We start from the raw sequence: 14600 nt of genomic DNA on the forward strand, positions 1-14600 counted from the left end.
CATGAGCACCATCACGACCGAGGAGCTCTCGGCCACCACGCTGCTGCGGTTCGCCACGGCGGGCTCCGTCGACGACGGCAAGTCCACTTTGGTCGGGCGGCTGTTGCACGACTCCAAGTCGGTCCTCACCGACCAACTGGAGGCCGTACAAAGGGTGTCGGCCGATCGCGGCCAGGACGGTCCCGACCTCGCGCTGCTCACCGACGGCCTGCGCGCCGAGCGGGAGCAGGGCATCACGATCGACGTGGCGTACCGCTACTTCGCCACGCCCAAACGCCGGTTCATCCTCGCCGACACGCCCGGTCACGTGCAGTACACCCGCAACATGGTGACGGGTGCCTCCACGGCCGAGCTGACGGTGATCCTCGTCGACGCCCGCAACGGTGTCGTCGAGCAGACCCGGCGCCATGCCGCGATCGCCGCGCTGCTGCGTGTCCCGCACGTGGTGCTCGCGGTCAACAAGATGGACCTGGTCGAGTACAAGGAGACCGTGTTCGCCGCGATCGCCGAGGAATTCACCGCGTACGCCAGCGAGTTGGGCGTCCCGGAGATCACCGCGATCCCGATCTCGGCGCTGGCCGGCGACAACGTGGTGGACCCGTCCGCGAACATGGACTGGTACGGCGGGCCGACCTTCCTTGAGCACCTGGAGTCGGTGCCGGTCAGCCACGACCTGGCGCACTGCCACGCGCGGCTGCCCGTGCAGTACGTGATCCGGCCGCAGAGCGCCGACCTCCCGGACTACCGGGGGTACGCGGGTCAGATCGCGGCCGGTACGTTCCGCGTCGGCGACGCCGTGACGGTGCTGCCGTCCGGGGCCGCCACGAAGATCTCCGGCATCGACCTGCTCGGCAAGCCGGTCAGGACCGCGTGGACCACGCAGTCGGTGACCCTCCTGCTGGAGGACGACATCGACATCTCGCGCGGCGACCTCATCGTGCCCAGCAAGGACGCCCCGGCGACCACGCAGGACATCGAGGCGACCGTCTGCCATGTCGCCGACCTGCCGCTGACCGTGGGCCACCGGGTGCTCCTCAAGCACGGCACCCGCACGGTCAAGGCGATCGTCAAGGACATCCCGTCCCGCCTCACGCTCGACGACCTGTCCCTGCACCCGCACCCGGGACAGCTCGTCGCCAACGACATCGGCCGCGTGAAGATCCGCACCGCGGAGCCGCTGCCGGTCGACTCGTACGCCGACTCACGGCGCACGGGTTCGTTCATCCTGATCGACCCGGCCGACGGCACCACGCTCACCGCCGGCATGGTCGGCGAGTCGTTCGCGGCGCCGGAGCCGGTCAAGGACGCGTCGGACGAGGACGGTTGGGACTTCTGACCATGAACTCAACCGACTTCTACTCCACGTTCGCGAAGGAGGGCGGCCGCGTCGGCAGCGGCGCCCTCGGCAGCGGGCAGGGCGGAGTGGCGCGATGTGCGTGCTGACGTACGCGCACTGCCTGCGCGCCCAGTCCCCCCACCCGACGTCCCGGAAGCGACGACGAAAACCTGCCGACCTCCCGGCCACGACCTGAGAGACCGTGACCAGCCGGGCCAACGAGAGGAACACCTCCCGTGCCTGCCAACCGCTCAGCACTTCTGCGTCGCGGCATAGCCGTGATCGCCGCGCTCCCTCTGCTCACCCTCGCCGCCTGCGGTTACGGGTCGGACTCCAAGAGCACCAACTCCAAGGAGAAGGTCGCCGCCGGGTCCTCGAAGATCGAGGGTCTCGCCTCCGTGAAGATCGGCTACTTCGGCAACCTGACGCACGCGACCGCACTGGTCGGCCGTGAACAGGGCCTCTTCCAGAAGGAATTGGGCGCCACCAAGGCCGACTACGCGACCTTCAACGCGGGGCCGTCCGAGATCGAGGCGCTCAACTCGAACTCCATCGACATCGGCTGGATCGGCCCCTCCCCGGCGATCAACGGCTACACCAAGTCCGACGGCAAGAGCCTGAAGATCATCGGCGGTTCGGCGTCGGGCGGTGTGAAGCTGGTCGTCAACCCGAAGAAGATCAAGTCGCTCGCGGACGTCAAGGGCAAGAAGATCGCGACGCCCCAGCTGGGCAACACGCAGGACGTGGCGTTCCTCAACTGGATCGCCGACCAGGGCTGGAAGGTCGACGCGCAGAGCGGCAAGGGTGACGTGACCGTCGTCCGCACCGACAACAAGATCACCCCGGACGCCTTCAAGGCCGGTTCGATCGACGGCGCCTGGGTGCCGGAGCCGACCGCGTCGAAGCTGGTCGCCGAGGGCGGCAAGACGATCCTCGACGAGTCGACGCTGTGGCCCGACAAGAAGTTCGTGATCACGAACATCATCGTGTCGCAGAAGTTCCTGAAGGCGCACCCGAAGGTCGTCGAGGCCGTGCTGAAGGGCTCGGTCGCGGCCAACAAGTGGATCAACGCCAACCCGACGCAGGCGAAGGCCGCGGCGAACAAGCAGCTGGAGGCCGACTCCGGCAAGGCGCTGCCCGCCAACGTCCTCGACCCGGCGTGGAGTTCGATCCAGTTCACCAACGACCCGCTGGCCTCCACCCTCAACGCCGAGGCGGCGCACGCGGTGAAGGCGGGTCTGCTGGAGAAGCCCGATCTGAAGGGCATCTACGACCTGACGCTCCTCAACAAGGTCCTCAAGGCGGACGGCGACAGCTCGGTCGACGCCGCCGGCCTCGGCACGAGCTGATCGGAGGATCCCGATGACTTCCCAGGAGGTGACGACCATGGCCACGACGCTCGCCAAGGAGACCACCGCGTCGGTCGAGTACGCGGCACGCCTTGAGCATGTCTCGAAGTCCTTCGCGACGCCGGCTGGGCAGCAACTCGTCCTGGACGACATCAGCATCGATGTCGCGCCCGGCGAGTTCGTCACCCTCCTGGGGGCCTCGGGCTGCGGCAAGTCCACCCTGCTGAACCTGGTGGCGGGCCTCGACAAGCCCACCGCCGGGTCCATCACCGCGGACGGCCGCCCCGCCCTGATGTTCCAGGAGCACGCCCTGTTCCCCTGGCTCACCGCGGGCAAGAACATCGAACTCGCCCTGAAACTCAGGGGAGTTCCGAAGGAGGAGCGGCGCGGCAGGACCGAGGAGCTGCTCGAACTGGTCCGGCTGCCGGGCGCGTACGGCAAGCGGGTGCACGAGCTGTCCGGCGGTATGCGCCAGCGGGTCGCCATGGCCCGCGCGCTCGCCCAGGAGAGCCGCATCCTGCTGATGGACGAGCCGTTCGCGGCCCTGGACGCCATCACACGGGACGTCCTGCACGACGAACTGACCCGTATCTGGGGCGAGACGGGGCTCTCCGTCCTGTTCGTCACGCACAACGTGCGGGAGGCGGTACGGCTCGCCCAGCGGGTGGTCCTGCTGTCCTCCCGGCCCGGCCGGATCGCCCGCGAGTGGACGGTCGACATTCCGCAGCCGCGCCGCATCGAGGACGCGCCCGTGGCCGAACTGTCCCTTGAGATCACCGATGTACTGCGTGGGGAGATCCGCCGTCATGGCCAGCACTGAGACGACGACGGTCAAGGACGCCGGGAGCGTCGAGGCGGGCCTCGACGCCCTGGAGACCACGGTCACCGGCCGTCCGACCTTCCGGCAGACCTTCGTCAACAAGATCTTTCCGCCGATCGTCGCGCTCGCGGTGGTCATCGTGGTCTGGCTGATCCTGACCCCGATCGTCGACGACCCGAGCAAGCTGCCCTCACCCGGCGCTGTGGGTACGGAGTTCAAGAACGCCTGGCTGGCGGGCGATCTGCTCGGCTACATCTGGACCAGCGTCTCGCGCGGTCTGCTGGGCTTCTTCTTCGCGCTGCTCATCGGCACCCCGCTGGGTCTGGTGGTGGCCCGGGTGAAGTTCGTGCGCGCGGCGATCGGCCCGATCCTGTCCGGCCTCCAGTCGCTGCCGTCGGTGGCCTGGGTGCCGCCGGCCGTGATCTGGCTGGGCCTGAACAACTCGATGATGTACGCGGTCATCCTGCTCGGCGCGGTCCCCTCCATCGCCAACGGCCTGGTGTCCGGCGTCGACCAGGTGCCGCCGCTGTTCCTGCGGGCGGGCCGCACGATGGGCGCGACCGGCGTCAAGGGCATCTGGCACGTCACGCTGCCGGCGGCGCTCCCCGGCTATGTGGCGGGCCTGAAGCAGGGCTGGGCGTTCTCGTGGCGCTCGCTGATGGCGGCGGAGATCATCGCCCAGTTCCCCGATCTGGGCGTGGGCCTCGGCCAGTTGCTGGAGAACGGCCGTACCAACAGCGACATGGCGATGGTGTTCGAGGCGATCATCCTGATCCTGTTCGTCGGTATCGCCATCGACCTGCTGTTGTTCAGCCCGCTGGAGCGGTGGGTGCTGCGCAGCCGCGGTCTGCTGGTGAAGAGCTGAGCTGAGTCCCATGCACAGGAAGCCGGTCCTTCTCGTCATCGCCCACGGCAGCCGCGATCCGCGGCACGCCGCGACTGTCCACGCCCTGGTGCGGCGGATACGGTCGCGGCGGCCCGGGCTGCGCGTGGAGATCGGCTTCCTGGACTTCAACATCCCTTCCGTGCAAGGTGTCTTGGAGTCACTGGCGGCAGAGGGCGTACAGGATGTCGTGGCGCTCCCGCTGCTGCTGACCCGCGCGTTCCACGCGAAGGCGGACATCCCCGCGGTCCTGCGGGAGGCACCGCCGCGGCTGCGGATCAGGCAGGCGGAGGTGCTGGGCCCGTCCCCGCTCCTCCTCCGGGCCCTCGAACGACGGCTCTACGAGGCCGGGTTGACGCCCGCCGATAAGTCCTCGACCGGGGTCGTCCTGGCCTCGGCGGGCTCCACCGACCCGGAGGCGATCGCGGTGATCGCCGACATCGCCCGGGACTGGTGGCACACCGGTTGGCGCGCCGTGCGCCCCGCGTTCGCCTCCGCGTCCCTCCCCCGCACCGAGGACGCGGTCCGCGAACTGCGGGCCCTGGGCTGCGAACGCGTCGCGGTGTCGCCGTACGTCCTCGCGCCCGGCTTCCTTCCCGACCGCATCGCACGGGGCGCCGCGGAGGCGGACGTCCTGGCCGACGTACTGGGCCCGGCACCGGAGGTGGCGCGGGTGCTGCTGGAGCGCTACGACGCGGCCCTGGCACCGGCGTTGGCGGCCGTCGGAGCCTAGGACCTTCACGGTTCCCACCTGCCCGGATTCCCGGAAAGGGGCCTCCCCCGGCTGCCGGATCTGCTGGGATGGTGCCTCTGAGGGCTAGTAGGGAGCAAGTACACGTGGCGGGTCAGGAGTTCGGGCATCGAGAAGGGCCTGCGCCGGCCCAGCTGCACTACACCTCGGCGCCGTCCGGCTCCGAGGACTCCGGCCCCCGGTTCACGGCGGTCGGCGCGGAGGTGCCGCCGGGGGTGCTGCGGGAGGCCGAGCGGCTCCTCGGGTACGAGCCACCGCCCGACAGCCCGCAGCAGCCCGACGCCGAGCAGCTCAAAAGGTTCCCCACGGTCTTCAGCTTCAGTGAACTCGCCGACGGAGGACGGCTGTTGAGCCGTTCCGTGTGTACCGGAACAGACTGGGCCGGGGGCCCGGTCTCCTTCCACACGCACGCCCTCCTGCTGCTCGCCGGGAACCGGCTGCCGGACGGTGTCCTGCCCATCTCCACCTGGGAGTCCCCGCGTTGGGCCGAGTCGACTCCCCCGGACGGCAGGCCCGAGCCCGTCGACCGTGTGGAACCGTCTGGGCTGCTGCGCAAGGAGGCGCTGGTCGCGTTCGCGGTGTCCCGGGCCGGACGGCTCGCCCCGTTCTTCGCCGATCTGCGGGCGGTGGCCGCGGACCCGGGCGCCGGGCAGATCGTGGTGGTGGAGCACGACAGCGCCGACGTGGCCCGGTGGATCGCGCTCGCCTGCACGGTCCTGCCTCGCGAACAGGCGCACCGGCTCACCTTCACGACGTACACCCGCGACCCCCGGCAGGCCCACCAGCAGCTCGTCGGCGTACTGCCGTCCTCCGAGCCCGTCGCCGACGACGAGCGCTATCGCGTGCACAACTGCACGGGCCGGCAGCCGTCCCGGCCGGTCACGAACACCTGGGCCGAGGTGTGCGCCCGCGTCTGGCGTGCGGGCCGCCCCGACCTGTTCGACAACGACCCCGCCGATCTGGGCCCCTTGGCGGTGGCCGCGCTCGTCGCGGGGATCGACCTGCGTACGGACGCCCGTGCGGCGGCGGCGAGTTGGGCGGCCGAGCAGGTGGGCGCACTGCCGGACGACACGCTGACGGCGTTGGTCGCCGGGTTGTGCGGCGGCCCGGTGCCGCATCTGGGCTCCCCCTCGGCGACCCTGCCGGGCGAGGCCGAACAGGTCGCGTTGGCCGCGCTGCTGGCCCGGTTGGACGGATGTGTGACGGCCGCGGTGTCGGCGCCGCTCGCCGCGCGCGTGCTGGCGTCGGCGGTCCTCGCCCGGGGACCGGTGCCCGCGCTGCGTGCCGGGTCCCTCACCGCGCGGGCCCATGACGACCTGGCCCGCGATCTCGCGCCCTCCCTGCGGGCCGGTATCGCGGACACGGCCGAGCCTGCCGCCGGACGGCCCCTCGCGCTACTGCGGGCCGCCGACCTCCTCAACGTCGACTGCCAGGACGAACTGCCGCAGCTGGCCGAGCGGTTGGCGCGGGAGTGGGTGGACTCCTCGACCCCGTCCCCGTCGGGCGGCGACACGAAGCCGTCGCCCGAACCCGCCGAGATCCGCCCGGGCGGCGAGCCTTCCGCCGTGGGCTGTCCGCCCGCGCTCCTCGACGCGGTGCACACCCACCCCGGGCTGCGGGTCGCGCTGTTCGGTTCGCTCGACACGCTCGCCGCTGCCGAACCGGCGCCGGTGGCACGGGTGTTGAAGGGTTCGGGGCTGCCGCTGGACCTCCAGCAGTCCGGTTTCCCGCATCTGCGGATGTGTGTCGCGCCGGACGGGTCGGACGACCGGCTCGACCGGTTCCACGGTCTGCTCCGCACGGCCGGGGTGTCGCCGCACGCCGATCCGAGCGTGCTGCGCACGGCCCTCCGCCTCACCTGGCCCGGCGGCGAGCTGCCGACCGGCGCGGAGGCGAGCCTGCTGTTGAAGGAGCTGGGCTCCGACACCCACCGCACCGCCGGTACCCGGGAGTTGCTGATCGAGGCGGCGCTCGCCGCTCCCCCGGACGACCCCGGCATACCGACGCTCGCCACCGATCTGCTCCGCTGCTTCACCACGGAACTGGGGCCGGGTCGGCGTACCGCCCTGCTCCTGCTGGAGTTCACCGGGCTGTTGGGCACCGCGAGCGAGGGCGAGGAGTGGGTCGGCAGAGTGCTGGACCTGACGGCCGGTGCCGCCGCCGATCCGGTGCCGGACACCGTCGCCGAGCGCGCCTTCCAGACCCTCGCGTGGCGGCTGCTGGAGGGGACGGCACCGGAGAACGAGCTGTACTCGCTGGCCCGTTCGGCCGAGCCGCGCCTGCTCGCGGCGTACGAGGGGGCGGGCCGCTCGGAGCGGGTGGGCGACCGCTTGCGGAGCGAACCGGCGTATGCCGCCGACCGGTTCTGCGACTGGAGCGCGTTCCCTGGGACGTATCCGGCCTGGGACGAGACCCGTACGGCGCTGCTGGCCAAGGTGCTGCGGCCGGCCGTGCGGGCCCTGTCCGTCGCGGACCAGAGCGCGGTCGAGGCGGCACTCGACCGTGCGGGCCGCGGCAAACTCGACGCGTTCCGCGCCTGGAACCGCCCCGGCGCCCTGGGGCGCCTCGCGGGACGGCTGTCGGGACGGGGCCGGCGCGCCGAACAGCCCGGCGCGTGACCGACCTCGGGACATGACCGACCCGTGGACAGGGAAGCGCCGCCCGAAGTCCGGCACTCCCCTGTGATGCCGGACCCCGGACGGCCCGTCCGCGAAGCGGCCCCCAGTCGGCGATGAGCCGTGACGGGGGGCCGCTTTCCGTACTGCGTTTCTTCCGACGTTGTTGTCACTCCACCCCCGCCACCGCATCCGGTCGGTCCTCGGAGGCGAAGGACAGCCCTCCAGTACGCGTCCGCTTCAGCTCGAAGAAGTCGGGATACGTGGCCAACACCCGGAAACTGTCGAAGAGTTCGGCCGCCTTCGCACCGCGCGGAATCGCCCGCAGCACGGGACCGAACCACACCGTTCCGTCGACATGCAGGGTCGGCGTCCCCACATAGCCGCCCGACTCCTCCTCCACGCCCGCCTCATGACTGCGGCGCACGGCGTCGTCGTAGGCCACATCGTGGGCGGCGTCGGCCAGTTCGGCGGGGAGTCCGAGGTCGGCGAGGGACTCGGCGATGACGGCGTCGAAGTCGTCGTAGCGCCGCTCGTGGATGCGGATACCGAAGGCCGTGTAGAGGTCCCGCAGGACCTTGTCGCCCTGCTGTTCGGCGGCGGCCACGGCGACGCGGACCGGGCCGATGGACTTGTCTACCAACTCCCGGTACCAGTCGGGGAGTTCGTTGCCGGTGTTGTGGAGGTAGAGGCTCATCGCGTGGAAGCGGAGGTCGAGCGGGCGCTCGCGCTCGACCTCCAGCAGCCAGCGGGAGGTGATCCACGCGAAGGGGCAGGCGGGGTCGAAGTAGAAGTCGACCCGGACGGGGACGGGGGCATCACCGTTCGCGTCGTGGCTGCTGTCTCGGCTCATACCGGGAACGTTAGTCGCGGAGTGGCGCGAAGGAACGACCCAATCCACCGAACTCTCAGTGGTCCATTTTTCCCTTGACCTGTTGCCGCGGGTTCCGTCCGCTGGACGCGAGGGCGCGTTCGAAGACGGGGGCGTCGTCCGGTACGGGTACCGGGTCGGCGAAGCCGTCGTACTGGCGGTAGAGGTCGCCGTGCTTCTCGACCACGTCGAGGATCAGGCGGGCCGCGCCGTCCGAGACGGTGTACCGCTGACCGGTGGCGGCGGCGACGTCCCAGCCGTGGACCGCCAGCTCCTTGATGATCATCGAGGCGATTTCGTCGGCCGGCATCTTCGCCATGCCGAGGTCGACCTCGCCCTCCCACACCGCCGGGTCGGCCCAGGCGGCGACGGCCCGGTCCAGCTGGGCGGCGTACGCCTCCGCCCACTCCGGGTCGGCGGTGAAGTCGCGCGCGGTCAGCTCCTCGGGGAGCTGCTTGCGCAGGGCACGGTGTTCCAGGCCGTGCGAGGTGTAGAGGACCCAGTGGTTGACCATCGCGCGGACGTCCCAGTCGGGGCAGTGCGTGGGGTCGTCGAGCTGGGCCGAGGTGACACCGCGCGCGACACGGGCCGCCTCGGCGGCGCATTCGATCATGTACGGATGGAGTTCGTTCGTGGACGGGTGGAGGTCGTTCGTGGACGGGTGGAGGTCGTTCGTGTGCGAGTGCAGGTCGTGGTTGCTCATGGCTCCCACGCTAGGGAGCGGGCCGTCAGGACTCTTGAACAAACGCGACAGCGTCGTCGGCGAGGCGGACCAGCTCGTCGAACGGCAGCGAACCGGGCGCCCTGCGCTCGCGCGCGAAGCCGTTCGCGAGCCGTTGCAGCAGGTCGTTGAGCGGTGTCGGTACACCGTGCAGCCGCCCCAGCAGCGCGATCTCGCCGTTGAGGTAGTCGGCCTCGATGGTGCCGGTGCCCCGGTTCAGCGACTGCCAGGAGGAGCCGCCGCCGCGCGGGGTGCCGTCGATCTCCACGAGCTGGATCTTGTCGCCGCGCGCCTCCTTCTCCTCCTCGGCGCTCGCGTACGCGACACCGGCCGCGTCGAGCACGGCCGCGCCCTCGGCCCGGACCCGCCGGTACAGCGCCAGGTTCTCCTCGGTGCCGCGTACCTCGGCGACCGCCTCGATCGCGTTGACGAGGTTGCCGAGCAGCTTGGCGTACTGCCAGCGCGTCACGTCCGGCACGACCGGCGCCTCGAACCTCGACTTCTCCAGGTCGGCGGCGATCAGCCGGGCGGTCTCGTCCGTGCCGTGCGGGTAGCGGCCGAGGTGGAGGATGCCGGTGAGCGGGGTGCCTTCGGCGGCGACCACGCCCGGTTCGACGAAGGTCGCGGGCAGCCAGACGCAGACGCCGTAGACCCGCCGGAAGCGGCGCAGTGCCAGCCGTTGGCTCTCCACCCCGTTCTGCGCGCAGACGACCGGCAACCGCTCGGCGGCGCTGCCGCCACCGGTGACCGGCGCCGGGCCCCAGACCGCCAGCGCGGCCTCACTGTCCTGCGTCTTGACGGCGAGCACGAGCACGTCGTCGGCCCTCAACTCGCCCAGTTCCACGGGCCCTTCGACGACCGGCAGCCGATACGTCGACTCCCCGTCCGGCACCTTCAGCCGCAACCCGTGCTCGGCCAACGCCGCCCGCTGCGCACCCCGCGCGACCAGCACGACCTCGCACCCCGCCCCGGCCAGCCGACCACCGATGGCCCCGCCGACCGCCCCTGCTCCGATGATGATGTAGCGCATGGGACGAGCCTCGCACAGCGTGTGCGGGCCCGGTCATCGGGTACGGCGACTGGTCAACTGCCCGTCATCTCCACCAGTTTGACCACGGTGTTCCAGTTGCGGGTCGTCGCGATCAGCCCCTTGTTCAGCCGCGGCCGGGACAGTCCCACGGCGAGCTTGGAGCGGCCGAGGCCGTCGGGGGCGTAGAGGTACAGGGCGCGGTCGCCGGTTCGGAACTCCTCGGGCAGGTACGCGGCCCGGTCCAGTTCCGCGAAGCGGTCCTCGGCGACCGGCACCGAGTAGTAGGTGACGTGGAGTTGCTTGGCCTCCAACTCGGCGGCGGGGAAAGGGCAGTTGTCGGCGATCGCCTTCAGGTAGGCGTGGTCGCGGACGATGACGTCGACCGTGAAGCCGAACCGCTTCTCGATCGCCTGGGCGAGTTCCGCCGCGAGGGACTCCTCGTCGCCGTGCCCGCTCGCGAACACGGCCTGGCCGCTCTGCAGATAGGTGCGGACGCCGTCGTGCCCGAGGCCTTCCAGGAGCGTGCGCAGCCCGGCCATCGGGAGCTTCTTGTTGCCGCCCACGTTGATTCCGCGCAGGAGCGCCGCATACGTCGTCATCCGGCCACCTTAGAGCGGCCGTCGTGCCCAGTGGGGGTGGGCACGACGACCTTGGAAACTCTGGCGGACGAGGTGGGCCGGGATCAACATCTACATGCACCTGTGACTTGTTCAACAAGGTTTCGTAATCACAAAGCGGGCCGGACCGACGGATCGGACACCGCGCACACCACACACCGCGTGCACCTCGCGCACCCTGATCACCACCCCCGAGCCGCACGGGTAGATGTAAGGGGCCGCCGTCCTCCCCAGTGGTGAGGGCCCGGGGTCCGTCCGGAGGAGCCGCGCGCCCGGCACTTCACCGGTAAGCACGAGGAGACGTTCTTATCCCGCACATACCTTCGAACCATGAGGTGGCGGCAGGCGGCTGTCACCGTGCACAAGGGGGCAAGCCCGTCATGGGGAACCGAGATTCACGGGTGCGGGGGCTCGCCGCCCGAGCCGGCGGCTGGAGCGCCCGGCATCGATGGGCCGCGGTCGGCGTCTGGGTGCTGTTCGTGGTGCTGGCGATGGGAATCGGTTCGGCGGCGGGCCGTGTCGATGTCGACGAGAGCGACCAGCTGAAGGGCGAGACGCACACAGCCGCCACGATCATCGACGACGCCGGGATCAAGGAACCGGCGAGCGAGACCATTCTGATCCAGTCGAAGGACGCGTCGGTCACGTCCACCGACAGCGAGTTCCGCACCACGGTCACCGCGGTCGTCAAGGCCGTCGAGGGGACCGGCCGGGTCACGGACGTGACGTCGCCGTACGACACGAGGACGATCTCGAAGGACGGCCGGAGCGCGCTCGTCCAGTTCGACATGCGGGGCGACGCGGACACCGCCGGTGACCGGGTGGAGCCGGTGCTGAAGGCCGTCGCCGGGGTGCAGAAGGACCACGGCTCGCTGCGGATCGAGGAGATCGGCGGCGCCAGCATGGCGAAGCAGTACTCCGACGCCTTCGGCAACGACTTCAAGAAGGCCGAGTACTCCGCCGTGCCCGTCGCCTTCGGCATCCTGCTGATCGCCTTCGGCGCGCTGGTGGCGGCGCTGCTGCCGGTGGCTCTGGCCATCACCGCGATCGTGGCGACGATGGGCCTGATGGGCCTCGTCAGCCACGTCCAGCCGATGAGCGACACCGCCAACTCCGTGATGCTGCTGGTCGGGTTGGCCGTCGGCGTCGACTACTGCCTGTTCTATCTGCGCCGCGAACGCGAGGAGCGCGAGGCCGGCCGGGACGCCGGGGCCGCGCTGCGCATCGCCGCCGCGACCAGTGGCCGCGCCATCATCGTCTCCGGTGTCACGGTGTGCGTGGCGATGGCGGGCATGCTGTTCACCGGGCTCGCCGAGTTCGAGGCGATGGGCCTGGCCTCGCTGATGGTCGTCGCGGTCGCCATGGTCGGCTCGGTGACCGTACTGCCCGCGCTGCTCTCGCTGTTGGGCGAGCGGGTCGAGAAGGGCCGTATCCCGTTCCTGCGTCGGCGCGGCCGCCGGGGCAACGGGGAGAGCCGGTTCTGGACCGCCGTCCTCAAGCGCGTTCTCGCCAAGCCGCTGCTCTCCGTGCTCGTCGCGGCCGGCACGCTGCTCGCGATCGCCGCTCCCGCGGTCGGCATGAAGACCGAGAACCTCACCCTGGACCAGGAGTTCGGCAACTCCCTGCCGATCGTCGGGACTTACAACCGCGTCAACGACGCCTTCCCGGGCGGCTCCGATCCGGCCGAGGTGATCGTCAAGGCGAAGGACATCAACGCACCTGAGGTCAAGCAGGCGTTGGCCGACTTCAAGGCGCAGGCGGTCAGTTCGGGTGCCTCGCGCGGCCCGGTCGACATCAAGCTGCACGACGCGCAGAACGTCGCCTTCGTCTACGTCCCGCTCGTCGGCGGCTCCGACCAGGACAAGGCCTCGAAGAGCCTGGAGAAGCTGCGCGACGAGGTACGGCCCGCCACCCTCGGCAAGGTCGACGGCGTCCAGGCGCCGATCACCGGAAACGTCGCGGGATCAAAGGACTTCAACGACCAGCTTCTCGGATCGGTCGTCCCGGTCTTCGCGTTCGTCGTGGTCTTCGCCTTCCTGCTGATGCTGCTCTCGTTCCGCTCCCTGACGGTCGCGATCACCTCGATCGTCCTCAACCTCCTGTCCGTGGGCGCCGCTTACGGCATCCTCGTCGCCGTGTTCCAACACGGCTGGGGCGCCTCACTGGTGGGCGCGGAGGGCGTCGGCGCCATCGTCACCTGGCTGCCGCTGTTCCTCTTCGTGATCCTGTTCGGCCTGTCGATGGACTACCACGTGTTCGTCGTCTCCCGCATCCGCGAGGCCCGCCAGCGCGGCCGTACGACACAGGACGCGATCCAGCACGGCGTGGTCACCACGGCCGGCGTCGTCACCAGCGCCGCCGTCATCATGGTCGCCGTCTTCGCGATCTTCGGCACGCTGTCCATGCAGTCCATGAAGCAGATGGGCGTCGGCCTCGCCGCCGCGGTCCTCATCGACGCCACGGTCATCCGAGGCGTCCTGCTCCCCGCGGTGATGGCCCTGCTCGGCGAGCGCAACTGGTACTTCCCTAAGTGGCTCCACCGCCTCCCCGACCTCACCCACGACGAGTCCCCGGACCCGCTCCCGTCCACGACGAAGGACGAGGACGAGCCCGCGCGGGTGTAACTCCCCCCTGATCGAGGGCCTGTTGGTATCCCGGGGGAACCAGCAGGCCCTCACCCATGTTCTACGACATCTCTTCCTACGACCTCTTTTCTACGGCCTCTGTGCGACGCCTTCTACGACGTCAGCTCCTCGTGCAGCCGTAGCCAGTGGTCCGGCGACACCTCGCCCACAAGGGCGCGTGGATCGAGGCGCGCCGCGCGGAACGCGGCGTCCACGCGACGTCTCGGGTGGGCCCGGCGCAGTGAGGCGTGCAGCGAGCCGCCCACCCCTGAGAAGCCCAGCTCGACCAGGTGCCGCCAATCGCGCAGCGCGGCCGGTTCGAGCAGTGGGGTCCGGCGTCGCTCGATCCGTACGATCCCGGCGTCGACGCGTGGCACGGGACTGAACCGGCGACGGTCGACCCGCCCGACCAGTCGCCACTCGTACCGGGGCCAGCTGCGGACCGTCAGCAGGGTCCAACTGCCGTAGTCACCGGTGCGTTTGCGGGCGTATTCGAGCTGGGTGAGCAGGGTGGCGTCGGTGAGGGCGGGGGCGCGCAGACACCAGTCGACGATGTCGGCGGTGCGGGAGAAGGGCACGTTCCCGGCGACGGCGAACGGGGTGCGCGGGGGCCGGGCATCCATGAAGTCACCGGCGACGACGCGCACTTGGGGTGTGGTGGAGAAGCGGGTGCGGAGTTTCGGTACGAGCCGGGGGTCGATCTCGTGGGCGTGCAGCTCGTGGCAGTGGGGCGCTAGCTTCTCGGTCAACGCGCCTTTTCCTGCGCCCACTTCGAGGAGAAGGGGTACCTGACGTCCGTGCGGGACGGCGAGGCGGGCGACGTATTCGGCGGTGGCGCGGTCGGCGAGGAAGTTCTGCGAGAGCGCGCGGGAAACGTGGGTGGGGCGGGCCATGGCCTGCGGTCCTTGTCTTCCGTGAAGGGCATACGGGCAGACGAAGGCCCCGACCGGAAGAGCAGGAGGAACCGCGGACCGCGAGTGGCG

General features: G+C 70.4%; 12 protein-coding genes. 7 read left to right on the forward strand and 5 right to left on the reverse strand.

The genetic code is table 11. The annotated features are described in order from the left end of the window. Position 1: 1 nt before the first annotated feature. From ACFWP5_RS07285 to ACFWP5_RS07310, 6 genes are all read left to right on the forward strand, one after another. On the forward strand, positions 2 to 1336 hold the full coding sequence (locus tag ACFWP5_RS07285; protein WP_384151617.1) for a sulfate adenylyltransferase subunit 1: 1335 nt from the start codon (positions 2 to 4) through the stop codon (positions 1334 to 1336). Between the two features lie 236 nt (positions 1337 to 1572). Continuing rightward, positions 1573 to 2685, forward strand: coding sequence for an aliphatic sulfonate ABC transporter substrate-binding protein (locus ACFWP5_RS07290; RefSeq protein ID WP_384151619.1), 1113 nt, complete (start codon positions 1573 to 1575; stop codon positions 2683 to 2685). 37 nt (positions 2686 to 2722) lie between these two features. After that, positions 2723 to 3505 carry an ABC transporter ATP-binding protein gene (locus ACFWP5_RS07295; RefSeq protein ID WP_384151711.1) on the forward strand — a complete coding sequence of 261 codons (783 nt, stop codon included), beginning with the start codon at positions 2723 to 2725 and terminating at the stop codon, positions 3503 to 3505. Further along, positions 3492 to 4370, forward strand: coding sequence for an ABC transporter permease (locus tag ACFWP5_RS07300; protein WP_384151622.1), 879 nt, complete (start codon positions 3492 to 3494; stop codon positions 4368 to 4370). Before ACFWP5_RS07295 ends, ACFWP5_RS07300 begins: the two co-directional genes overlap by 14 nt. Positions 4371 to 4380: 10 nt before the next feature. Beyond that, on the forward strand, positions 4381 to 5121 hold the full coding sequence (locus ACFWP5_RS07305; RefSeq protein ID WP_384151625.1) for a sirohydrochlorin chelatase: 741 nt from the start codon (positions 4381 to 4383) through the stop codon (positions 5119 to 5121). A gap of 104 nt (positions 5122 to 5225) precedes the next feature. Continuing rightward, the gene (locus ACFWP5_RS07310; protein WP_384151628.1) at positions 5226 to 7757 is read left to right on the forward strand and encodes a GTPase-associated protein 1-related protein; all 2532 of its coding nucleotides are present in this window, start codon (positions 5226 to 5228) and stop codon (positions 7755 to 7757) included. A gap of 166 nt (positions 7758 to 7923) precedes the next feature. Here ACFWP5_RS07310 and ACFWP5_RS07315 read toward each other — a convergent pair whose 3' ends face one another. From ACFWP5_RS07315 to ACFWP5_RS07330, 4 genes are all read right to left on the reverse strand, one after another. Next, positions 7924 to 8607, reverse strand: a complete 684-nt coding sequence (locus ACFWP5_RS07315; protein WP_384151631.1) for a DsbA family protein — start codon at positions 8605 to 8607, stop codon at positions 7924 to 7926. A 55-nt stretch (positions 8608 to 8662) separates the two neighbouring features. Beyond that, the gene (locus tag ACFWP5_RS07320) at positions 8663 to 9238 is read right to left on the reverse strand and encodes a TIGR03086 family metal-binding protein (RefSeq protein WP_384151714.1); all 576 of its coding nucleotides are present in this window, start codon (positions 9236 to 9238) and stop codon (positions 8663 to 8665) included. A gap of 115 nt (positions 9239 to 9353) precedes the next feature. Beyond that, on the reverse strand, positions 9354 to 10376 hold the full coding sequence (locus ACFWP5_RS07325) for a ketopantoate reductase family protein (RefSeq protein ID WP_384151634.1): 1023 nt from the start codon (positions 10374 to 10376) through the stop codon (positions 9354 to 9356). A gap of 53 nt (positions 10377 to 10429) precedes the next feature. Further along, on the reverse strand, positions 10430 to 10975 hold the full coding sequence (locus ACFWP5_RS07330; RefSeq protein ID WP_384151637.1) for a DUF1697 domain-containing protein: 546 nt from the start codon (positions 10973 to 10975) through the stop codon (positions 10430 to 10432). Positions 10976 to 11373: 398 nt separating this feature from the next. On the opposite strand from ACFWP5_RS07330, the gene ACFWP5_RS07335 reads away from it, so the two are divergent. Further along, a complete protein-coding gene (locus tag ACFWP5_RS07335; protein ID WP_384151639.1) occupies positions 11374 to 13617 on the forward strand; it encodes an MMPL family transporter in 2244 nt (747 codons plus the stop codon). Between the two features lie 113 nt (positions 13618 to 13730). Here the strand turns inward: ACFWP5_RS07335 and erm(O) are convergent, their stop codons facing one another. Further along, on the reverse strand, positions 13731 to 14510 hold the full coding sequence (erm(O), locus tag ACFWP5_RS07340) for a 23S rRNA (adenine(2058)-N(6))-methyltransferase Erm(O) (RefSeq protein WP_384151642.1): 780 nt from the start codon (positions 14508 to 14510) through the stop codon (positions 13731 to 13733). Positions 14511 to 14600 lie beyond the last annotated feature (90 nt).

This window comes from Streptomyces sp. NPDC058469 (genome assembly GCF_042721125.1).
Lineage (GTDB): Bacteria > Actinomycetota > Actinomycetes > Streptomycetales > Streptomycetaceae > Streptomyces.